Source organism: Aquabacter spiritensis (assembly GCF_004346185.1).
Lineage (GTDB): Bacteria > Pseudomonadota > Alphaproteobacteria > Rhizobiales > Xanthobacteraceae > Aquabacter > Aquabacter spiritensis.
Genome location: NZ_SMAI01000003.1, coordinates 285027 through 304486, shown reverse-complemented (window position 1 = coordinate 304486; position 19460 = coordinate 285027). Strand labels below are relative to the sequence as shown.

Here is a 19460-nt window from a genome sequence, read left to right as displayed (position 1 = left end):
ATCACTCCGGACCGGGCGGCAGGTGGCGGGCGACCTGCGCGACAAAGGTCTCGGGCTCGATCGGCTTCGACACGTAATCGTGGAAGCCGGCCCGGATCATGGTCTCGCGGTCCCCGCTCATGGCGGAGGCCGTCACGGCGATGATCGGGATCGCCGCGAGGTCGGGATCCTGCGCCATCGCCCGGACCACTTCGAAGCCCGACAGGCCCGGCATGTGAACGTCGCTCAGGACCAGATCGGGACGCGCGCGGCGCGCGATCTCGAGCCCGCGCGTGCCGTCCTCCGCCAGCAGAACCCGGAAGCCCGATTTGGTCAGCAGGAAGTGCATCAGGTCGCGATTGGTCGGGTGGTCCTCGATCACCAGGATGGTCGCCGGCATGGTCAGCCTCCCGGCAGAACGAGGCTGAAGGTGGAGCCTTTGCCGAGCTCGCTCGCAACTTCGATCCGGCCGCCGAGCCGCTCGGCCAGCCGGCGGCTGATGTGAAGCCCGAGCCCGCTGCCCTCGCGGGACGAGGTGTTGTGCTCGAACCGCGAAAAGGCGTCGAACAGCGTCGCCACATGTTCCGGCGCGATGCCGATGCCGGTGTCGCGCACCGCGAGCCGCACCGTGCGCTCGCCGCCCTCGACCTCCTCGCGCAGATCCAGCGTGACGCCGCCGGTATCGCAGAACTTGACGGCATTGGCGATCAGATTGGTGAGGATCTGGGTCAGGGCGCGCCGGTCGGTGGACAGCACGAGATTGTGCTCCGGCATCACGAAATCGAGGCCGAGCCCCTTGGCTTCGCGTGGCGGACGCAGGCTCTCGCACACCCCGTTCAGCACCTCCTGATAGACCAGAGGCTCGAAGTGAAGCTCGAGCTTGTCGGCATCCATCCGGGCCAGATCGAGCAGATCATTGATCAGGGACAGGAGATGGCGGCCCGAGGCCTGGATGGTGCGCAACTGCTTTTCCTGCTCCGCATTGAGCGGGCCGGCGAGCCGCATCAGCAGGGTACCGGTGAAGCCGATCACCGCATTCAAGGGGGTGCGCAGCTCGTGGCTCATCGTCGCGAGAAAGCGGTCCTTGGCGTGCATCGCGGCCGCGAGCTGGTCGTTCTTGTCGCGCAGCACGCGCTCGAACCGCCGACGCTCGGTGGCATCGCGGATCGCGCTCAGGACCAGGGTGCCCTCGGGGGTCTGGAGCGGGCTCAAGGAGACGTCGACGGGGATCTCCTGCCCGTCCGACCTCAGCCCGAACAGTTCGAGCCCGACTCCCATGACACGGACGCGGGGCTGCTGGACATATTGCGAGCGATGCTGGAGATGGGCGGTGCGCAGCCGGTCGGGCAGGAGCCGCTCCACGGCTTCGCCGATCAACGCGCCCGGCGCATAGCCGAACAGCGTCTCCGCCTGGGTGTTGACGAAGACGATGCGCCCGGTGGCGTTCAGCACGACAATGGCGTCGGGCATCATCTCGAACAGGTCGCGGAACCGTGTCTCCAGATGCTTGGAATCCCGTCGCACCCGGATCTGCGTGACGTCCTTCTCGCACAGGACCACGGCGGGACCCGTCGATCCTTCGAGCGCGCGGCCCAGCGCCTTGGCGGTGATGTCGACAAAGATCAGCAGGCCGTCCTTGCGCCGGCGCATCGCCTCGAACGTGCCGACGTCGGGGCCGGGGACGAAGAAAGGTGCAAGCTTGCGCAGCGCCTCGTCGCCGTCGACGCTGGCGGCGACCAGCGCATCGAGGCGCGCCCCCACCGCTTCCTCGGCGGAATAGCCATAGACTCGCTCGGCGCCCCGATTCCAGGATAGGATTCTGAGGCCGGCGTCGATGGCGATCACCGCATCGGGCGCCTCCTCGAGAATGATGCTGCGGTTCCGCATCCGGGGTCCCAGTCGAATACAGGCGCGCGGGCAGGCCCGTCTCTTCGGAACTGGCCGCAACGACTGAAAATGTCGAAACGATTTAAGTCGGACCGACGGAAGCGCGAACGGATCGTGAAATCAAGCTTAGAAGCAATATAGCCGAGTTGCGAGCGGATTGTGCGTGCCCGACCGCAGTGAGCACGGCACGTCGCCGCCGAAAGAGCGGCCGCCGCCGCGTGCGGCGGATCAGTCCTCGACCAGGGCGTTGAGCCGCCGCTTGTCGACCGTCAGGCGGCGGGCGCCGGAGAGCGCGATCGCACCCTCGGATTGCAGCTGCGACATGGCGCGCGACACCGTCTCCAGAGTGAGGCCGAGATAATCGGCGATGTCGCGGCGGGGCATGGCGAGTTCGAACCGGCCGGTGCCGCCGAGCCGGGCCTCCATCAGCAGCACGAAGGCGGCGACGCGCTCCAAAGCGGTGCGGCGGCCGAGCAGGATCATATGGTCCTGGGCGTGCCCGAGGCTGCGCAGGGTATGATTCCAGAGCTGCCGCGCCGCCGCGACCTCGCGGCCGGCGGCCTCCTCGATCTGGCGCCGCCGAAACAGGAGAACCGTGGTCGGGACGATGGCCTCGGCGGAGAGCCGGTGGGTGCCGCCATTCTCGAAGCCGAACAGGTCGCCGGCAAGATGGAAGGCGTCGATCTGGCGCCGGCCGTCGCTGAGCACCTTGCAGGTGCGCACCGCGCCGCGCACCACGCGATAGACGAAATCCGCCTCTTCGCCCTCGCCGAAAATCTCTTCCTCGCGGCCATAGGTGAAGGAGGTCCCGACGAGGTCCGGGCACCCGGGCAGCAGCCCCGGCTCCGCGCCGGACCGGGGCAGGCCGGCGGGCAGGGAGGTCGCGATGGTCAGCGCTTCGTGTCTCATGGCCGTCTCCTGCGTGCTCGATGGATCGAGGCTAGCAAGCAGGCGGTCCGCGGGAACGTCGTGGCGATCGCTTAAGGGCGCCCCTTAAGGGAAATCCCGGAGGCGCAAAACGGCGCGCGCGGGCCGAGATTGGCCGGATCACCGATCCGCTTCGAAGGTCCCGCCGGCGCGCACGGCGCGGACCGCGTTGAGCAGCATGTCCTGCGAGAGCGGCTTTTCGATCAGGCGCAGCCCGGCGGCGGTCACCCGGTCGGCGATGCCGGGATCGGGATGGCCGGTCACGACGATCACGGGCGCGTCCATCTGCCGGTCGCGCAGGCAGCGGAACACGGCGAGGCCGTCCATTTCCGGCATCTTGAAATCGATGATCAGGCAGGTGACTTCGCCGGCGGGCAGGCTCGCGAGGAGTTCCGGCCCGCTGGCGAAGGCGCGCACCTCGTAGCCCTCGCTCTCCAGCAGGAAGCGCAGCGAGCTCAGCGCTCCGGGGTCATCGTCGACGATCATGACCGGCAGCGGGGCGCCGGGCGGCGGGGTGGACACGTCCTCGGCCTCCAGACGGCCAGCAATGGCGGATCATCAAAGCCTGCCGGCGGGGTCGGCACCTTGAGCCGGATCAAGTCCGGCGGCGACGCGACCTCTCCTGCGTCCGGGATCGAGACCGGTCGCCGTCACGCCACCCCGGCATGGACCGCGAGGCGCACCAGCTCGGAGACGCTGGAGGCCTGCATCTTGGTCATGACATTGGCGCGGTAGACTTCGACGGTGCGCGGGCTGATGTCGAGGATGCGGGCGATCACCTTGTTGGCGTCGCCCGCCACCAGCCGGTCGAAGACCTGGCGCTCGCGCTGGGAGAGGGTGGCGAGGCGGCGGGTGAATTCGGCCAAAGTGTCGCCCGCGCGCTGCTCGCCCCGGCTGCGCGCCAGCGCGGTCCGCAGCGCGCCGAGCAGAACCTCGTCGTCGAACGGCTTCTCGATGAAATCGGACGCGCCGAGCTTCATCGCCTCCACCGCGAGCGGCACGTCGCCATGGCCGGTCATCAGCACGACGGGCAGGTTGCGCCCGCTCGCCCGGACCCGGCGCAGCAATTCCATGCCGTCGATCTCCGGCATGCGGATGTCGGTCAGGATGCATCCGGACGGCAGGCCCGCCATCTTCTGGAGAAAGACCGGCGCGCCGTCATAGAGCCGCACCGAAAAGCCCGACGAGCCGAGCAGAAAGGCGAGCGATTCCCGCATTGCATCGTCGTCGTCCACCACATGGATCAGATCATCGTCCAGCATCGCGCGGCTCGCTGCTCTCTCCGGCGGGAAGCGTCAGGCGGAAGCAGGCGCCTCCCGCCGCGTTCGTCTCGACCCAGAGCTTACCACCATGGGCCTCGATGATGGTCCGGCTGATCGACAGGCCGACCCCCATGCCGTTCGCCTTGGTGGTCACGAAGGGCTGGAACAGCCGCTCCGCCACCTCTGCCGACAGGCCAGGGCCGGTATCGGAGACGCCGATCTCCACCATCCCGCCCGGACTGGGCCGGGCCGACAAGGTAATTTCGCGGCGTGGCGAGGCATGCATCGCGTCCATGGCGTTGCGAATCAGATTGACCAGAACCTGCTGGACCTGAACCCGGTCGGCATGGACGCTCGACACCCGCGGATCGAGTTCGAGGCGCGACACGATCCCGGCCTCCCGGCCCCCGACCATCGCCAGCGCGCTCGCTTCGTCGATCAGCTGCGACACCCGCTCCATCCGCCGCTCGGTCTCGCCGCGGGAGACGAAATTGCGCAGGCGGCGAATGATCTGCCCGGCGCGCACCGCCTGCTCCGAGGCGCGGTCCAGACCTTCCTTCACCTTCGGCAGGGCCGCCAGATCCGCCTGGTCGAGCAGGCGGCGGCAGCCCTTCAGATAATTGCTCACCGCCGCCAGGGGCTGGTTCAGCTCATGGGCGAGGGTCGAGGCCATCTCGCCCATGGCGGTGAGGCGCGAGACATGGACCAGTTCCGACTGCAGCACCTGCATGCGGGCCTGGGTCTGCTGGCGTTCGGTGAGATCGGTGATGAAGCCGGTGAAATAAACCCGGTTGCCGGAGCGCATCTCGCCGACCGCGAGTTCCATCGGAAAGATCGACCCGTCCCGCCGCTGCCCGTTGACGATCCGGCCGGTCCCGATGATGCGCTTTTCACCGGTGCGGCGATAATTGGCGAGATAGCGGTCGTGCCGGCTGCGGTCGGGCTCGGACATCAGCATCGAGACGTTGCGGCCGATGGCTTCCCGCGCGCCGTAGCCGAACAGCCGCTCGGCGGTGGCGGAGAAGGAACTCATGATCCCCGCCTCGTCGATGACGATCATCGCCTCCGGCACGGTGTCGAGGATCGAGCGCAGATGCTCCTCGCGCGCCCGCAGCTCCTCCTCTGCGGATTTCTGGCCGTCGACCGCGAAGACGACGCCATGCATCCAGAGCGGACGGCCGGCGGCGTCCCGGCGCACCTGGCCCTGCGAGCGCACCCAGCCATAGGTCCCGCCCGGCCGGCGCACCCGCATCTCGGCGGCATAGCGGCCGCTGCCGGCGAACGCGCGAGCGGTCGCGCGCTCCCGCGCCTCCCGGTCGTCGGGATGGACCGCCGCCTGCAGCCCGGCAAAGTCCGCGACGCAGGCCTCGCCCATCCCAAAAAGCCGGGCGCAGGTGGCCGACATGCGGATACGGCCGGTATGGATATCGAGCGACCAGGTGCCGATCCCGGCATCGTCGAGAATGCCGTGCAGACCGTCCTCCGTCGCGCGCGAATCCTGCCCGGCGCCGTCCCCGCTCTCGTCCGTCACGTCCGTCATCAGGTCAGCCGGCTCCTCCCGCGCCCCCGGCGCACACCCATCCGAAGCGCAATCGGCGGCCGTGTGCAAGCCGGAAGTGCAGCCTCCGCGGCCGGTCAGTGCGACATGAGCATCGGCACCGGATTGGCCTTGAGGAGGGATTGCGTGACCCCGCCGGCCACCCATTCCCAGAACAGGGACTTCTTGTAGGCTCCCATCACCAGCAGGTCCGCACCGACCCGCTCGAGATACCGCAGCAGCGTCTGGGACGTGCCGTCCGGCCCCGCCGGGAGGTCGTTCTCGGTCACCGCCACGCCGTGACGGGCGAGGAAGGTGGCGGCATCCGCCCCGGGAATCGTCCGGGCGAGATCCGCCTCGGCGACGATGCACAGCAGATCCACCGCCTCGGCCGCACGCAGGAAGGGCAGGGCATCGGTCATGGCCCGCGCCGCATGGGCGCTGCCGTCCCAGGCGACGACGACGCGCCGCGCGCTGAAGGATCGGGCCTTGGGCGGCACGAGCAGCAGCGGATGACCGCTCTCGAACAGCACGTTTTCGATCAGCCCGCGATCCACGTCGACGGTCGCTGTCTCGGCATCGAGGACCGCGAGGTCGTTGACCCGGGCCTGCGCGACGAAGCTCTTCAGCAGTTCCTGATAGCTGAGCTGGCTGCTCTCGACGGTGCAGGTGACGCCGGCCGCCTCGGCCTCGCCGCGGCTGCGCTCGGCGACCGCCTCGGCCAGCGCCTGGATCCGCCGGTTCTCGGCCGCGATCAGGCTGGTCGCGAAATCGCTGACGACGGCATGGTGGAGATTGATCCGCACCGACGTCGCCTGCACCGTCAGATGTGCGCCGGCCTGGCGGGCCAGCGACAGCGCATAGCCGAGGGCGGACGCGCTTTCCTCGATGCCTTCTTCGGTCACGCCGACCAGTACGCTCTTGATGCCTTGGAGCATGTCGTCCTCCCGATTGATCTGCGGGAAACATTACGCCGGAAGCCTTTGGCGGCGTTGAGGCAGATCAAGATATTCCGCTACGTCAACCGGCCGTCTCGCCGAGGTGGCGGACATCTGCGATCCAGCGGGCGCGTGCCGCGGCCCGGTCCGGTCCCTCGACGTTTCCGAACAGGCTCTCGCGCACCGGCGACAGGCCTGAAAAGCCGAGAATGTTGCGCCGCAGGCTCCGCAGCGCATGGGAAAAATAGAACAGGCGATAGATCAACGCCGGCATGCCCATGGTCACGATCATCCGCGCCGAGCGCCCCGACAGCTTCTTGTGCCAGCGCCCCGCCGCGTCGCGTTCGATCATCGCCCCGCCGCTGCTCAGATGCTCCAGCCCGTGCTTCATCGCCGCCGGCATGTCGCCGAGCCAGAGCGGGAAGACGAGCACCACGTGCTCCGCCCAAACCATGTCGGCCTGCGCCTGGGCGACGACCGGTTGGCGGGTCGGCAACCGCCATTCCTCCTGGGAGCGGACGAAGGGCACGTCGAGCCGCGCGGCATCCACCTGCCGCACCGCATGTCCGGCGGCTTCGGCGCCGGCGCGATAGGCCGCGACCAAAGCGTGGCAGAGATGGCCGCCCTCCGGATCCGGATGCCCGTCAATGATCAGAATGCGCCGTCCCATGCCGAACCTCCCGCCGCGCGCGGCCGCAGTCGCGACTTGAGCTTCGGACCGCCCTGCCGCGGACGCGGTGAGGCAGATCAAGGCCGCGATGCATTTTGAGGCGCGTCTTTGCGCATTGGGCAAACTCCCCTATGAACCGAGGAGGAAGGCAGGAGCGGGCATGCGCGCACTCATCGGGCACAGCGGGTTTGTCGGGACGAATCTGAAGCGCGCGGCCGCGTTCGACGCGCTCTACAATTCGGCCGACATCGCCGACATCCGGGGGCGCGCCTTCGATCTCGTCGTCTGCGCCGCCGCGCCCGCCACGATGTGGGCGGCCAATGCCGATCCCGCGCGGGACCTCGCCGGGATCGACGCGCTGGTCGGGCATCTCGCCGGGGCCGCGATCGACCGGCTCGTGCTCGTCTCGACCATCGCCGTGCTCGACGATGCGGCCGCCGGCTATGACGAGACCGGAGCGCGCTACGAGACGGCCAAGGCCTATGGCCGCAACCGCCGGCATCTCGAACTGGCGCTGAGCGCGCAGGTCCAGCGCTGCCACATCCTGCGCCTTCCCGCGCTGTTCGGGCACGCGATCAAGAAGAACTTCGTCTTCGACCTGATCAATCCCGTCCCCTCCTTCCTCAAACCCGACCGCCTGTCCGATCTGCTCGGCGCCATGCCGGCCGAGAGCGCGGCGGCGGCGCGGGCCTTCTTCGTCCCCGACACGGCGCTCGGCATGATGCGGTTCGAACGGGACGCCGCCCGCGCCGCCGGGCACGACCGCATTCTCGCCCAGGGATTTGCGGCCGCCGGCTTCACCGCGCCGGGCTTCACCAACAGCGAGAGCCGGTTTCAATATTACGCGCTCGACCGGCTCTGGGACGACATCAAACGGTGTCTGGCGGCGGAGATCCCGGTCCTGCACGTCGCGAGCGCGCCGCTGCGCGCCGCCGACATCCACCTCGCTTTGACGGGCACCGCGTTCGACAATCCCGGCCCGCCGCTTTATGCCGAGGACATGCACAGCCGCTATTGCGCGCAATGGGGCGGGCCGGCGCCCTATCTCTATTCGGCCGCCGACACGCTCGCCGACCTCACGCGCTTCTATCGCGAGGCGGTCGGCGCATGAGGCTCGCCGTCTCCAACATCGCCTGGCCGGCGGACGCGGCGCAGCCGGCCTACGACGTGCTCGCCGCCGCCGGCGTCGCGGGGCTCGAAATCGCCCCCGGCCTGTTGTTCGCCGATGCCGCCGCCCCGTTCGATCCGCCCGACAGCGCGGTCGTCGCCGCGCGCGCGGCGGCGGCGGCGGCGGGCCTGACCTTCTGCTCCATGCAGTCGCTTCTGTTCGGCGTGGAAGGCGCGGCGCTATTCGGCGACGCGGCGGAGCGGGCGGTGTTCGCCCGAGCGATGCTGCGCGCGATCCGGCTCGCCGAACGGCTCGGCATCGCCAATCTCGTGGTCGGCTCCCCACGCAACCGCGTCGTGCCGCCGGACATGAGCGAGGACGAGGCCCGGGCAATCGCGGCGGACACCTTCCGGGCGCTCGGAGAAAGCGCCCGGACCGCCGGCTGCGTGCTCGCGATGGAACCCAACCCCGCCGTTTACGGGACCAATTTCCTCACCACGCTCGAGGAAACCGACGCCTTCGTGCGCCTGGTCGGCCATCCCGCGGTCACGGTGAATTTCGATGTCGGCGCCCTGCATGTAAACGGCGCGTTCGACCGGCTGGAGGCGCTGCTCGCGCTCGCCCGGCCGCGCATCTCCCATGTCCATCTGAGCGAGCCCGGCCTCGCCCCCTTCCCGCGCGACGCCGCGACCGCCCGGCGCCTGACCGCCGCCCTCGCCGCCGCAGGATGGGACGGCTACGCGTCGATCGAGATGCGCGCGGACCCGGTCGACCCGATCGGGACATTGCGCCGGTCGGTCGATGCGGCGCGCGCGGCCCTGGGGGATCCCGAATGACCGCGCCCGTCCCGGCCGGCACCCCCGCCTTGCGCGGCGACTATCTGGTCTCGGTCGGCGTCGTCGTGCTCGCCTTGAGCGCGCCGCAGATCGAAGCGCTGCGCGTGCTCGCCGGCCAATTGGCGGCGCGCTACCAATTCTGGGAAATGGTGGTGGTCGCGCCGATCGGCGAGGAGGCGGCCCCGGCCCTTCTCGGCGACCTCGCGCGCATTCCCAATGTCCGCGTGCTGCGGGTCGAAGCGGTCGACAATTTCTACCGCATGCGGCTCGCCGCCGCGTCCGAGGCGATCGGCGACGTGGTGCTCCTGACCTCGCTCGACGAACTGCCGCTGATGAACCTGCCGGACCTCGCCGACCGGGTCTATGAAAGCGACGAGGTCATCGTCATGGTGCGCGGGCATCAGGGCGCGCTCACCCATGCCTTCCTCGGCGCCATCGGCCGCGTGATCGGCTATCGCATCGATCCGCGCGACACGCTGACCGCGGGTTTTCCCCGCGCCTGGCTGAGCCTCACTTTGCCCCGTCCGGACGCCGACCTCCTGCTGCGGTTCGAGCGCCGCACCGGCACCGGCCGGTTCCGGCGCGCGCCGGTGCCGCCCGGCGTGCGGGTGCCGCGCGCGCCGAACTCCCTCGGCCGGCGCTTCCGGCTGCTCGCCGATCTGATGACCAGCGCCGCCCCCCGCGTGCTGCGCTCGGTGGCCGCGCTCTCGCTCGCGGTGGCGGTGTTCGCGGTGGTCTACGGGGCTTATGCCGTCATCGTCTGGATGGTGAAGGACGACATCGCCCCCGGCTGGCTGACCACATCGGCCCTCCAGGCGATCATCGTCGGCTTTCTCGGCATCACCGTCGCCGCCATTTCCATCGGCCTCGTGAAGCTCCTGGACCGGATCGAGGGCATGTTGCGCTACACCATCGTCGACGAAGTCACCAATGTGGATTTCTTCAGCAAGGTCACGGATTTGAACGTCGAGATCCGGGCCGCGGACGCGGTCGGGGACGAGTCGCGATGACCCAGCCCTACGCGGAGGAATTCCGCCGGCTCGGCTGGTCCGTCCCGGGCTTCACGGCGGACGTGTTCGCGCCGGTGCGCCGGCCCTATTGCCTGGTGGTCCCGGTCATCAACGAGGGCGAGCGGATCCGCCGGCAGCTGGAGGAGACCCACCGGCTCGGCCTGTCGGACGCGCTCGACGTGATCATCGTCGACGGCGGCTCCACCGACGGCTCGCTCGCGCGTGACTTCCTCCAGGCGATGGGGGTGCGGGCGCTGCTCACCAAGACCGGGCCGGGCAAACTCTCCGCGCAATTGCGCTGCGCCTATGCCTTCGCGCTGGCGGAGGGCTATTCCGGCATCATCACCATCGACGGCAACGGCAAGGATTCGGTCGACAGCCTGCCGCGCTTCATCGCCGCGCTCGATGCCGGGATCGACTATGCCCAGGCCTCCCGCTTCATTCCCGGCGGCGCAGGCGTCAACACGCCGACGAGCCGGCTGCTCGCCATCCGCCTGCTGCACGCACCGGCTTTGAGCCTCGCCGGCGGACGCTGGTTCACCGATACGACCCAGGGCTATCGCGCCTATTCCTCCCGCTATCTCCTGGATTCGCGCGTCCAGCCGTTCCGCGACGTGTTCGTGCGCTACGAACTCCTGGCCTATCTGACCGCGCGCGCCGGCCAGCTCGGCTACCGCACGGCGGAGATCCCGACCCGGCGCGTCTATCCCGCCGATGAAGCCATCCCGACCAAGATCGGCGGCGCGCACGCCCATCTGGACCTCATCAAGGTGCTGTGGAAGACGCTGCGGGGCGCCTATAATCCCGCCTCCCGCTAGGCCGGCGCGATGAGCCGGCCGGATTACGATTTCGCGGTGATCGGCGGCGGCTTCTATGGCTGCTGCCTCGCGCTCCTTTTGCGCTCGATCAGCGACCGCGTGGTGGTGATCGAGGCCGGCGACGCGATCTTGACCCGCGCCTCGCGGGTCAACCAGGCCCGCATCCATACCGGCTTCCATTATCCCCGAAGCTTCCTGACGGCGCTGCGCTCGATGGCGCTGCACCGGCGCTTCGCGCACGATTTTCCCGCCGCCGTCGTCGACGATTTCGAGATGCTCTACGCCATTGCGCGGCGGCGCTCGAAAGTGTCCGCCGGGCGCTTCCTGCGGATGTTCGAAAATCTCGGCGCACCGATCCGGCCGGCCGGCCGCGACGCCGCCGCGCTGTTCGCCCCGGACCTGATCGAGGCCGTGTTCGAGGCGCGCGAATGGGCGTTCGATTATCGCGTGCTGCGCGACGGGCTGGAGGCCCAGATCGCGCGCGCCGGCGTCGAGATGCGGCTCGGATGCACCGTGGCGCGCCTGGAGCCGCGCGCCGACCGCGTCGGCATCGAGCTTGCGGGCGGTACGAGCCTCTCGGCCGGCACCGTGTTCAACGTCACCTATGCCATGCTGAATGCGGTGCTGGCGGCGAGCGGCATCGCCCCGTTGAGCCTCAAGCACGAATTCGTCGAGATCGCCCTGGTCGAGCCGCCCCCGGCGCTGGCGGGGCTCGCCGCCACCGTGATGGACGGCCCCTTCTTCTCGGTCATGCCCTATCCCGCGGCCGGGCTCTATTCCCTCACCCATGTCCGCTACACCCCGCATTTCTCCTGGCTCGACGCCAATGTCGGCCGCGCGCCCTATGCGCTGGCGCAGGAGCTGCCGAAGGTCTCGCGCTGGCGCCACATGATGATGGATGCGCGGCGCTACATGCCCTGCCTCGGCGGCACGGTCTGGCGCGACTCGCTGTTCGACGTGAAGACCGTCCTGCTGAAGAACGAGCGCAATGACGGGCGCCCGATCCTGTTCCACCGCCACCCCGACGCGCCGAACGTGATCTCGATCCTCGGCGGAAAGATCGACAACATCTACGACCTGTTCGAAATCCTGCCCCAGGAGGACCCGCGCTGGCGCGGCGTCGATCTCTCTTGCCTGCTGCCCGGCGCGGCGGCGCCGCGTCTGCGCGCTTCGACCGGCGGAGGACCGGCGGCGTGAGAATCCCGCGCGACCTGCGCTTCCTGATCGTCGTCGTCGCCGGCTACGGGCTCGACTTCGCCGCATCCTTCGCCGCCTTCAAGCTGCTCGGCCTGCCGCTGGTGGCGGCGGCCGCGCTCGGCTTCTCGCTGGCGGTCATCGCGACCTATCTCGCCCACGCCGTCTGGACCTTCGCCGACCGGCGGGAGGGCGGCGACGGCACGCGCTTCGTCAAATATATCGGCGCCGCTTTGGTCGGGCTCGCGGTGCGCAGCCTGTTCATCTGGAGCCTCGCGCGGTTCGCGACAAGCGACCTCGAACATGCCGCGGTCCTGGTCGGCGCGGCGGGATTTTCGCTCTGCGTGAACTATGTCCTGACCCGCTTCGCCGTGTTCGGCGCCAAGCCGGTCTCCGGCGGCGGGCGCTCGGACAGATAGCGCCCGGGCGTGACGCCGAACGCGGTCTTGAACATCGCGATGAAGGCGCTCGGCCCCTCGAAGCCGAGCGCGTCGGAAATCCGGTTCACCGGGGCGCGCGCGGCGACCATTTCCAGAGCCCGGAACAGCTTCGCCTGACGGCGGAAGGCGCGCAGGCTGAGCCCGGTCTCGGCCTTGAAGCGCCGCTCCAGGGTGCGGGCGGACATGCCGAGCGGCGCCGTCCAATCCTCCAGCGTGCGGCGGTCGGCGGGATCGGCGAGGATGCTCTCGGCGAGCCGCCGCAGCGCCGCGGTCGCCGGCAAGGGCAAATGCAGCGGCGCGATCGGCGAGGCGGCGATCTGGTCGAGCAGGACCGAGACCAGCCGGCCCGGCGCCGCCGCCTCGTCATAATCCGGCGGCAAAGCCGTCACCGCGTCGATCAGGCAGCGCAGCAGCGGCGAGACCTGCACCACCGCCATGCGTGGCGGCAGCGCGCGGGCGGCGTCGCGCGCCACATAGACCGTGCGCAACTGGGTCGCCGCGAGGTGGCGCGTCTCGTGGCGCACGTCGGGCGGGATCCAGAGCGCGCGCTCCGGCGGCACCACATAGGTCCCCTGCGCCGCGGTGACCGCAATCGACCCGGACAGCACCGACAGAAGCTGGCCGCGCCGATGGGCGTGCGGCGTCTTGCCGGTGCCGCGGTCGGTATCGGCGGCGAAGGCGACGACCCGGCGCGGCCGGTCGGGAACCGGCATGTCGACGAGGAAGCCGTTGGCGTCGCGCAGCCGGGGCGGGGTGGGTTGTCGTTTCACAGACATTGTTCGACAGATTACCGCTAACGCACATAAGCCGGAAGCCGTATCGTCACCCGCAGGCGGAACGGCCCGACAGGGACCGGCTCCCCACACCTTCAGGAGGTTCCGATGCGCTCCACCGTCGTCGGCGGCGCCATGCTGCCGCATGCCCCGCAATTCTTCACCCTCCCCGACACCGAGGACAAGGCGACCGTCGCCGCCGTCAAGAAGGCCGGCGCCGATATCGGCGAGAAGCTGAAGGCGCTCAATCCGGACCTGTGGATCATCTTCTCCAACGATCACGCCGAGCAATTCTTCCACACCTCCGCCCCGCCCTTCACCATCCATGTCGGCGGCGAGGCGACGGGCGAATTCGCCGGCCACAAATTCCATTGGCAGGTGCCGAGCGAAATCGGCTTCGAACTGGTCCGCGAGCTTTACCGCCAGGGCTTCGATCCGGCCTTCTCCTCGACCGCCAAGATCGATTACGCCATCGGCATTCCCCTGACCCATCTCGGCGTCACCGCACCGGTCCTGCCGATCTATGTGAACGCCTATCTGCCGCCGCAGCCGACCATGGAGCGCTGCTACGCCTTCGGCCAGGCGATCGCCCGCGCCGTCACCAGCATGGGCCTGCGCACCGTCGTCGTGTGCTCCGGCGGCATGTCGCACTTCCCCGGCACCGACCGCTATTCCAGCCCCGAACTCGACTGGGACACCAAGGCGTTCGAACGGCTGTGCGCCGGCAATCTGAAGTCGCTCGTCGGCTATGACGAGGTCGAACTGGACGATACCGGCAATATCGAGCTGCGCTGCTGGGCCTGCGGCGCCGGCGCGCTCGGCGAGCGCAAGCCCGACCTCGTCTCGATGGATCCGAGCTGGCACCACAATTATGCCTCGCTCGGCTGGTTCGAGGCCAAGAGCACCGACCATCAGGCGCACTACCCCAACATCAAGCCGGAACTCGTCGCGTTGACCAGCGCGCTGCACACCCTCGCCCATGACGGCGACAAGCGCGCCGCCTATGTGGCGGATCCCAAATCCTATGTCGCGGCGCTCGACCTTCCCGAGACCCAGAAGGCAGCGCTCGCCGATCTCGACGTCCCGCAAATGGTCGCGATGGGCGTGCACCCTTTGGTGCCGTTCCTCGCCAATATGCAGATCCAGCGCCTGAAGCCGCGCCAGCCGGCGGCGGAGTGAGGCGATGGGCGTGATGGAGGCAGGCCCCGCGCGGCTCACATCCTATGTCGGCGGCACGGCTTTGAACCATGACGGCGCGGTGCTCGACCTCGTCCGTCCGCAGGACGGCACGGTGCACGCGCATCTGGTCGAAGCGGGCGCGGACGGCGTCGCGGCGGCGGTCGCCTCCGCCAAGGCGGCCTTCGCCGCGCACCGCAAATCGACCATCGCCCAGCGCGTCGCCTGGCTGAAGGCGGCACAGGCGGCGGTCGCGGCCAATGCCGATCTGATCGCCGATCTGATCAGCGCCGATGTCGGCAAGCCGATCCGCCTGGCGCGGTTCGAGGCCCGGCGCTCGGCCGAATTCATCGAGGCGACCGCGAACGCGCTGCCGCACGTTCCCGCCGGCGAGGTGATCCCGGTCGACGCCACGGCGAACGGCGCCGGCCATTTCGGCTTCACCCGGCGCGTGCCTTATGGCGTGGTCGGGGCCATCACGCCGTTCAACGCGCCCGCCAATCTCCTGGTGCAGAAGGTCGCCCCGGCGATCGCGGCTGGAAATTCCGTGGTCGTGAAGCCGGCGCCGTCCGGCACCCGCACCGCGCTCGCCTTCGCCCGCCTGCTGCGCGAGGCCGGCTGGCCCGAAGGCCTGTTCAACGTCGTCACCGGCGACCGCGAGACTGCCCTCGCGCTCGCCGGCCATGCCGACGTCGCGGCGGTGAGCTTCACCGGCGGCACCACCGCCGGAGAGGCGCTGGCGCGCGCCGCCGGGATCAAGAAATTCTGCTCCGAACTCGGCTCCAACGCCGCCAATCTGGTGCTCGCCGACGCCGATCTCGCCGACGCCGCGAAGAAGATCGCGGCCGCCGGCTTCGAGGCGTCCGGCCAGCAATGCATCTCCGCCCAGCGGGTTCTGGTCGACCGCGCGGTTCTCGACGCCTTCGCCGAGAAATTCGTCACCGCCGCCGCCGCGCTCAGGGTCGGCGCGGCCGAGGATCCGGCGACCGATGTCGGGCCGATGGTGCACCGCGCTTCGGCCGACCGGGTCATGGCGATGTGCCACGACGCGATCGCGAAGGGCGCGCGCTATCTGCTGGAACCGCGCCAGGACGGCTGCATCGTCTCCCCGGCCATTCTCGCCGACGTGCCGCGCACCGCCCGCCTCTGGCAGGAGGAGGTGTTCGGCCCGGTGGCGATCCTGGTGCCGTTCGACGGGATCGATGCGGCGCTGGACCTCGCGAACGATTCGCCCTTCGGCCTGCAGGGCGCCGTCTTCACCGCCTCGCTCGCCGCGGCGATGCGGGTGTCGGAGGATTTCGAGGTGGGCGCGCTCTGGGTCAACGAAGCGAGCCGCTTCCGGCTCGACATGTATCCGTTCGGCGGCATGAAGCTGTCCGGCACCGGCCGCGAAGGCGTGCGCTATGCGATCGAGGAATTGTCCCAGCTGAAGTTTACGGGCTTCCGCCCGTGAGCGATCCGCTGCTCGGCCTGATCCGCGAAAACCTCGCCGCCAGCGCGCCCCGCATCGTCACGGCGGCGCACCCCGCCTCGGCGGCCGCCGGAGCGGCGATGTTCGCCAAAGGCGGCAACGCGTTCGACGCGGCGCTCGCGGCCTGTTTCATGGACACCGTCGCCTTGCCGATGAAAAGCGGCCTGTTCGGCGATCTCGTCGCATTGGTGCGCCGCGCGGGCGGCCGGTTCGAGGCGCTGGTGAGCGTCGGCGGCGGCTGCCTCGCGCTCGCCGAGGGGGCGGCGCTGGAGCGGGTCGGGCCCCGCTCGGTCGGCGTGCCCGGCGCACCCCACGGCTACAGCCTGCTGCATGGTCATGCCCGGCTCGACCGCGACACCCTGATCGGCCCGGCGGTACGCGCCTCGGAAGCCGGCATCGCCTGGGACCGCGTGAGCCTGTCTTATGTCGTCGAGGCGCGCGAGACGCTGGCGCGGCTCAGCCCGGACAATCCCTACGCCCCCGGCGGACTCGTGCCCAAGGTCGGCGATATCCGGCGCCTGCCCGGCCTCGGCCGCCTGCTCGCGGCCTTCGCCCGCGACGGCGACGCGCTGTTCGAGAGCGAAATCGGCGCGGCGCTCATCGCCGATTTGACCGCGCGCGGCGGCATCCTGCGGACCGAGGATTTCCGCCAGCGCCCGGGGCAGTTTCTCGCCCCCGAGACCAGCGAGATCGGCCCCGGCTGCGTCCTCACCGCCACCCCCTTCCCGACCCACGGGCCGCGCCTCATCGCGGCGGCGCAGGACGTGCTGCGCAAGGCCGTGGCGCCGCTCGACGCGGTGCGCGCCACCCGCGCGGCGGCCAAGCGCGAGGGCCGCGAGCATCTCGACGGCGGCACGACCTTGGTGGCGGCGGCGGACGAGGCCGGCAATGCGGTGGTGGTGCTGCATTCCAACTCGTTTCCGCAATTCGCCTCCGGCATCGTGATGGCGGACGGCCTGATCCTGAACAACCGGCCGGGCCGGGGCTTCGACCTCACCGCGCCGGCCGGCGCGGCGAACGCTCCCGCCGCCGGCAAGGTCCCCTGGACCACGGTGCATGCCTGGAGCCTGGAGCGCGACGGCACGCTGTTCGTCGGCGCGACGCCGGGCGGCGTCAACCAGATGCCGTGGAACGTCCAGATGGTGACCGAGCTGGCGCGCGGCGCCGCGCCGGCGGACGTCGTCTCGGCGCCACGCTGGGCGCTCGACGCGCAGGACGTGCTGTCGGCCGAGCCCGGCGCCCTGCCGCCGGACGTAATCCCCGACAAGGCGCTCGGTCCGCTGTCGCTGCGCGCCTGCCAGCAGATCATCGCGCTCGCCGAACCCGGCGGGCTGCACCGCGCGGCGGTCGATCCCCGCACCGGCTGCGCCGTGGTCGGGGTCTATTGACGGAGATGGCGATGCGGATCGGCCTCATCGGATACGGCGCCATGGCGGCCGCCTTGCGCCCGCTCCTGGAAGCGGAGGGGGCGGCGGTCGCGGCGGTGCTGGCGCGGCCGGGATCGATCGACCGGATCGCCGCCGCGCTGCCGGCCGGTACCCTGGTCACGGCCGATCCCGCCGCATTCGCGGCCGCCGCGCCCGACGTGGCGGTCGAATGCGCCGGCCATGCCGGCCTGCGGCAGCACGGGCCGGCCTGCCTCGCGGCGGGGCTCGATCTGGTGATCGCCTCGGTCGGCGCGCTCGCGGACCCCGCTACCGAGGCGGACTTGCGGGCGGCGGCGCGAACCGGGGGACGGCTGGTCATTCCCGCCGGAGCGCTGGCGGGGCTCGACGCGCTCGCCGCGGCGCGGCACGGCGGGCTCGAGTCCGTGCGCTACGTCTCGCGCAAGGCGCCGCGCGCCTGGCGCGGCACGGCGGCGCAGGACCTGATCGACCTCGATTCGATCGTCGAACCGACGATCTTCTTCGAGGGCAATGCCCGCGAGGCGGCGCTCGCCTTCCCGCAGAACGCCAATGTCGTCGCCGCCGCCGCTTTGGCCGGGATCGGCTTCACACGCACCGAGGTCACGCTGATGGCGGACCCGGATGCCGCCGGCAACCGTCACCTTCTGGAGGCCAAGGGCGCGTTCGGCGACTTGTCGGTCGCGGTGCTCGCCCGCCCGCTCGCGGCCAATCCCAAGACCTCCTACCTCGCGCCGCTGAGCCTCGCCCGGGCCATTCTCAATCTCGGCGCGCGGGTGGTGGTCTGACATCCGCCATCTGACACCTGCCACCCGGACGGGCTTGCCCGCGCGTGCGTCCCCGACCAGAGTGGCGGCCTAATTTAGGGTGCCGTGCTTCGGGCACGCGCGCTCGGGCCGCGGGGCAGCGCCCCCGGCCAAGCCGGACGAGGTGCGCGCATGACGACCCCCTTGCAACGGGCCGAGGCCTTCTGTTCCCGGTTCGGCCTGCGCGTGCCGATCCTGCTCGGGCCGATGGCCGGCGTCCCCGCGCCGGCTTTGTCGATCGCGGTCGCGAATGCCGGCGGGCTCGGCGCCTGCGGTGTGCTGCTGATGCCGCCGGACGACATCCGCGCCTGGGCCGAGACGGTGCGCGCGGGAACGCCCGGCGCCTTCCAGCTCAATATCTGGATTCCCGATCCCGCGCCACGCCGCGACGCCGATCAGGAGGCGCGCATCCGTGCCTTTCTCGGCGGCTTCGGTCCTGAGGTTCCCGCCGCGGCGGGCGATGCCGTGCCGCCCGATTTCGCCGCGCAATGCGCGGCGATGCTGGCCGCCGCGCCCACGGCGGTGTCCTCGGTGATGGGCCTGTTCCCGCCGGACTTCGTGGCGCGCCTGAAGGCGCGCGGCATCCCCTGGTTCGCCAATGTCTCGACGCTCGCCGAGGCGCGGGCGGCGGAGGCGGCGGGCGCCGACGTCATCGTGGCGCAGGGCGCCGAGGCGGGCGGCCATCGCGGCTGCTTCGACGCCGCCGCCGCCGAGCGGGACATGGTCGGCCTCCTGGCTCTGGTGCCGGCGATCGTCGATGCGGTCCGTCTGCCGGTGGTGGCGACCGGCGGGATCGGCGACGGGCGCGGCGTCGCCGCCGCCCTCGCGCTCGGAGCGAGCGCGGCGCAGATCGGCACCGGCTTCCTGCGCACGCCCGAAGCGGGCATCCCCTCGGCCTGGGCCGACGCGCTGGGCCGGACCGCGCCGGAGGACACGCGGGTCAGCCGGGCGTTCAGCGGCCGTGCGGGACGCAGCCTCGCGACCGATTATGTCCGCGCCGCCACCGCCCCCGACGCGCCCGCGCCGGCGCCCTACCCGGTCCAGCGCGGCCTCACCGCGGCGATGCGCGGCGCGGCCGCAAAGGCCAACGACGTCGCGCGCATGCAGGCCTGGGCCGGCCAGGCGGCAGGCCTCGCCAAGGCCGAGCCGGCCGGCGACGTCGTGCGCCGCCTGTGGGACGGCGCCCGCGCCGCTCTCGCTTAGAGCCTGATCCGATCCGGTTGAT

20 protein-coding genes are annotated in these 19460 nt (G+C 70.4%); 11 read left to right on the top strand and 9 right to left on the bottom strand.

The genetic code is table 11. From position 1 onward, the window contains the following. Position 1: 1 nt before the first annotated feature. From EDC64_RS07815 to EDC64_RS07780, 8 genes are all read right to left on the bottom strand, one after another. On the bottom strand, positions 2-379 hold the full coding sequence (locus tag EDC64_RS07815) for a response regulator (protein WP_132030704.1): 378 nt from the start codon (positions 377-379) through the stop codon (positions 2-4). Between the two features lie 2 nt (positions 380-381). Beyond that, on the bottom strand, positions 382-1866 hold the full coding sequence (locus EDC64_RS07810; protein ID WP_132030703.1) for a PAS domain-containing sensor histidine kinase: 1485 nt from the start codon (positions 1864-1866) through the stop codon (positions 382-384). A 228-nt stretch (positions 1867-2094) separates the two neighbouring features. Beyond that, positions 2095-2775, bottom strand: a complete 681-nt coding sequence (locus EDC64_RS07805) for a helix-turn-helix domain-containing protein (RefSeq protein WP_132030702.1) — start codon at positions 2773-2775, stop codon at positions 2095-2097. 138 nt (positions 2776-2913) lie between these two features. Continuing rightward, on the bottom strand, positions 2914-3315 hold the full coding sequence (locus EDC64_RS07800; protein WP_245504583.1) for a response regulator transcription factor: 402 nt from the start codon (positions 3313-3315) through the stop codon (positions 2914-2916). A 128-nt stretch (positions 3316-3443) separates the two neighbouring features. Beyond that, a complete protein-coding gene (gene fixJ, locus EDC64_RS07795) occupies positions 3444-4055 on the bottom strand; it encodes a response regulator FixJ (RefSeq protein WP_132030701.1) in 612 nt (203 codons plus the stop codon). Further along, positions 4042-5595 (bottom strand): PAS domain-containing sensor histidine kinase, encoded by a 1554-nt coding sequence (locus tag EDC64_RS07790; RefSeq protein WP_132030700.1) that lies wholly within the window; start codon positions 5593-5595, stop codon positions 4042-4044. The genes fixJ and EDC64_RS07790 overlap by 14 nt, the downstream gene beginning before the upstream one ends. Positions 5596-5690: 95 nt before the next feature. Beyond that, positions 5691-6530, bottom strand: a complete 840-nt coding sequence (locus tag EDC64_RS07785; protein WP_132030699.1) for a universal stress protein — start codon at positions 6528-6530, stop codon at positions 5691-5693. Between the two features lie 82 nt (positions 6531-6612). Next, positions 6613-7200 (bottom strand): NAD(P)H-dependent oxidoreductase, encoded by a 588-nt coding sequence (locus tag EDC64_RS07780; protein WP_132030698.1) that lies wholly within the window; start codon positions 7198-7200, stop codon positions 6613-6615. A 160-nt stretch (positions 7201-7360) separates the two neighbouring features. On the opposite strand from EDC64_RS07780, the gene EDC64_RS07775 reads away from it, so the two are divergent. The 6 genes from EDC64_RS07775 to EDC64_RS07750 are packed head-to-tail and all read left to right on the top strand — an operon-like array spanning position 7361 to position 12585. Continuing rightward, on the top strand, positions 7361-8311 hold the full coding sequence (locus EDC64_RS07775) for a sugar nucleotide-binding protein (protein ID WP_165933682.1): 951 nt from the start codon (positions 7361-7363) through the stop codon (positions 8309-8311). Continuing rightward, positions 8308-9144: a sugar phosphate isomerase/epimerase family protein gene (locus tag EDC64_RS07770; protein WP_132030696.1), complete on the top strand. Its 837-nt coding sequence runs from the start codon at positions 8308-8310 to the stop codon at positions 9142-9144. The genes EDC64_RS07775 and EDC64_RS07770 overlap by 4 nt, the downstream gene beginning before the upstream one ends. Beyond that, positions 9141-10154: a hypothetical protein gene (locus EDC64_RS07765; RefSeq protein WP_132030695.1), complete on the top strand. Its 1014-nt coding sequence runs from the start codon at positions 9141-9143 to the stop codon at positions 10152-10154. Before EDC64_RS07770 ends, EDC64_RS07765 begins: the two co-directional genes overlap by 4 nt. After that, entirely contained in the window at positions 10151-10972 is an 822-nt protein-coding gene (locus EDC64_RS07760) for a glycosyltransferase family 2 protein (protein ID WP_132030694.1), read from the top strand. Before EDC64_RS07765 ends, EDC64_RS07760 begins: the two co-directional genes overlap by 4 nt. Positions 10973-10981: 9 nt before the next feature. Further along, positions 10982-12169 carry an NAD(P)/FAD-dependent oxidoreductase gene (locus tag EDC64_RS07755; RefSeq protein ID WP_132030693.1) on the top strand — a complete coding sequence of 396 codons (1188 nt, stop codon included), beginning with the start codon at positions 10982-10984 and terminating at the stop codon, positions 12167-12169. Beyond that, positions 12166-12585, top strand: coding sequence for a GtrA family protein (locus EDC64_RS07750; RefSeq protein ID WP_165933681.1), 420 nt, complete (start codon positions 12166-12168; stop codon positions 12583-12585). The genes EDC64_RS07755 and EDC64_RS07750 overlap by 4 nt, the downstream gene beginning before the upstream one ends. On the opposite strand, the gene EDC64_RS07745 is transcribed toward EDC64_RS07750, so the two are convergent. Then, positions 12516-13376 carry an AraC family transcriptional regulator gene (locus EDC64_RS07745; RefSeq protein WP_165933680.1) on the bottom strand — a complete coding sequence of 287 codons (861 nt, stop codon included), beginning with the start codon at positions 13374-13376 and terminating at the stop codon, positions 12516-12518. The genes EDC64_RS07750 and EDC64_RS07745 overlap by 70 nt on opposite strands. Before the next feature lie 111 nt (positions 13377-13487). On the opposite strand from EDC64_RS07745, the gene EDC64_RS07740 reads away from it, so the two are divergent. From EDC64_RS07740 to EDC64_RS07720, 5 genes are all read left to right on the top strand, one after another. Continuing rightward, positions 13488-14558 (top strand): DODA-type extradiol aromatic ring-opening family dioxygenase, encoded by a 1071-nt coding sequence (locus EDC64_RS07740; protein WP_132030690.1) that lies wholly within the window; start codon positions 13488-13490, stop codon positions 14556-14558. A 13-nt stretch (positions 14559-14571) separates the two neighbouring features. Beyond that, positions 14572-16008, top strand: a complete 1437-nt coding sequence (locus EDC64_RS07735; RefSeq protein WP_245504596.1) for an aldehyde dehydrogenase family protein — start codon at positions 14572-14574, stop codon at positions 16006-16008. Beyond that, positions 16005-17414 (top strand): gamma-glutamyltransferase, encoded by a 1410-nt coding sequence (locus EDC64_RS07730; protein WP_132030688.1) that lies wholly within the window; start codon positions 16005-16007, stop codon positions 17412-17414. The genes EDC64_RS07735 and EDC64_RS07730 overlap by 4 nt, the downstream gene beginning before the upstream one ends. Before the next feature lie 11 nt (positions 17415-17425). Beyond that, the gene (locus EDC64_RS07725) at positions 17426-18217 is read left to right on the top strand and encodes an aspartate dehydrogenase (protein ID WP_132030687.1); all 792 of its coding nucleotides are present in this window, start codon (positions 17426-17428) and stop codon (positions 18215-18217) included. Between the two features lie 150 nt (positions 18218-18367). Continuing rightward, on the top strand, positions 18368-19438 hold the full coding sequence (locus EDC64_RS07720) for an NAD(P)H-dependent flavin oxidoreductase (RefSeq protein ID WP_132030686.1): 1071 nt from the start codon (positions 18368-18370) through the stop codon (positions 19436-19438). The last annotated feature ends 22 nt before the right edge of the window (positions 19439-19460 follow it).

What these genes read in the sequence shown, in the direction of transcription:
- EDC64_RS07760 (WP_132030694.1), top strand. Translation starts at nt 10,151, where the DNA reads ATGACCCAGCCCTACGCGGAGGAATTCCGCCGGCTCGGCTGGTCCGTC.
- EDC64_RS07755 (WP_132030693.1), top strand. Translation starts at nt 10,982, where the DNA reads ATGAGCCGGCCGGATTACGATTTCGCGGTGATCGGCGGCGGCTTCTAT.
- EDC64_RS07790 (WP_132030700.1), bottom strand. Translation starts at nt 5,595, where the DNA reads ATGACGGACGTGACGGACGAGAGCGGGGACGGCGCCGGGCAGGATTCG.
- EDC64_RS07785 (WP_132030699.1), bottom strand. Translation starts at nt 6,530, where the DNA reads ATGCTCCAAGGCATCAAGAGCGTACTGGTCGGCGTGACCGAAGAAGGC.
- EDC64_RS07740 (WP_132030690.1), top strand. Translation starts at nt 13,488, where the DNA reads ATGCGCTCCACCGTCGTCGGCGGCGCCATGCTGCCGCATGCCCCGCAA.
- EDC64_RS07735 (WP_245504596.1), top strand. Translation starts at nt 14,572, where the DNA reads ATGGAGGCAGGCCCCGCGCGGCTCACATCCTATGTCGGCGGCACGGCT.
- EDC64_RS07725 (WP_132030687.1), top strand. Translation starts at nt 17,426, where the DNA reads ATGCGGATCGGCCTCATCGGATACGGCGCCATGGCGGCCGCCTTGCGC.
- EDC64_RS07805 (WP_132030702.1), bottom strand. Translation starts at nt 2,775, where the DNA reads ATGAGACACGAAGCGCTGACCATCGCGACCTCCCTGCCCGCCGGCCTG.
- EDC64_RS07775 (WP_165933682.1), top strand. Translation starts at nt 7,361, where the DNA reads ATGCGCGCACTCATCGGGCACAGCGGGTTTGTCGGGACGAATCTGAAG.
- EDC64_RS07810 (WP_132030703.1), bottom strand. Translation starts at nt 1,866, where the DNA reads ATGCGGAACCGCAGCATCATTCTCGAGGAGGCGCCCGATGCGGTGATC.
- EDC64_RS07765 (WP_132030695.1), top strand. Translation starts at nt 9,141, where the DNA reads ATGACCGCGCCCGTCCCGGCCGGCACCCCCGCCTTGCGCGGCGACTAT.
- EDC64_RS07780 (WP_132030698.1), bottom strand. Translation starts at nt 7,200, where the DNA reads ATGGGACGGCGCATTCTGATCATTGACGGGCATCCGGATCCGGAGGGC.
- EDC64_RS07720 (WP_132030686.1), top strand. Translation starts at nt 18,368, where the DNA reads ATGACGACCCCCTTGCAACGGGCCGAGGCCTTCTGTTCCCGGTTCGGC.
- EDC64_RS07815 (WP_132030704.1), bottom strand. Translation starts at nt 379, where the DNA reads ATGCCGGCGACCATCCTGGTGATCGAGGACCACCCGACCAATCGCGAC.
- EDC64_RS07770 (WP_132030696.1), top strand. Translation starts at nt 8,308, where the DNA reads ATGAGGCTCGCCGTCTCCAACATCGCCTGGCCGGCGGACGCGGCGCAG.
- fixJ (WP_132030701.1), bottom strand. Translation starts at nt 4,055, where the DNA reads ATGCTGGACGATGATCTGATCCATGTGGTGGACGACGACGATGCAATG.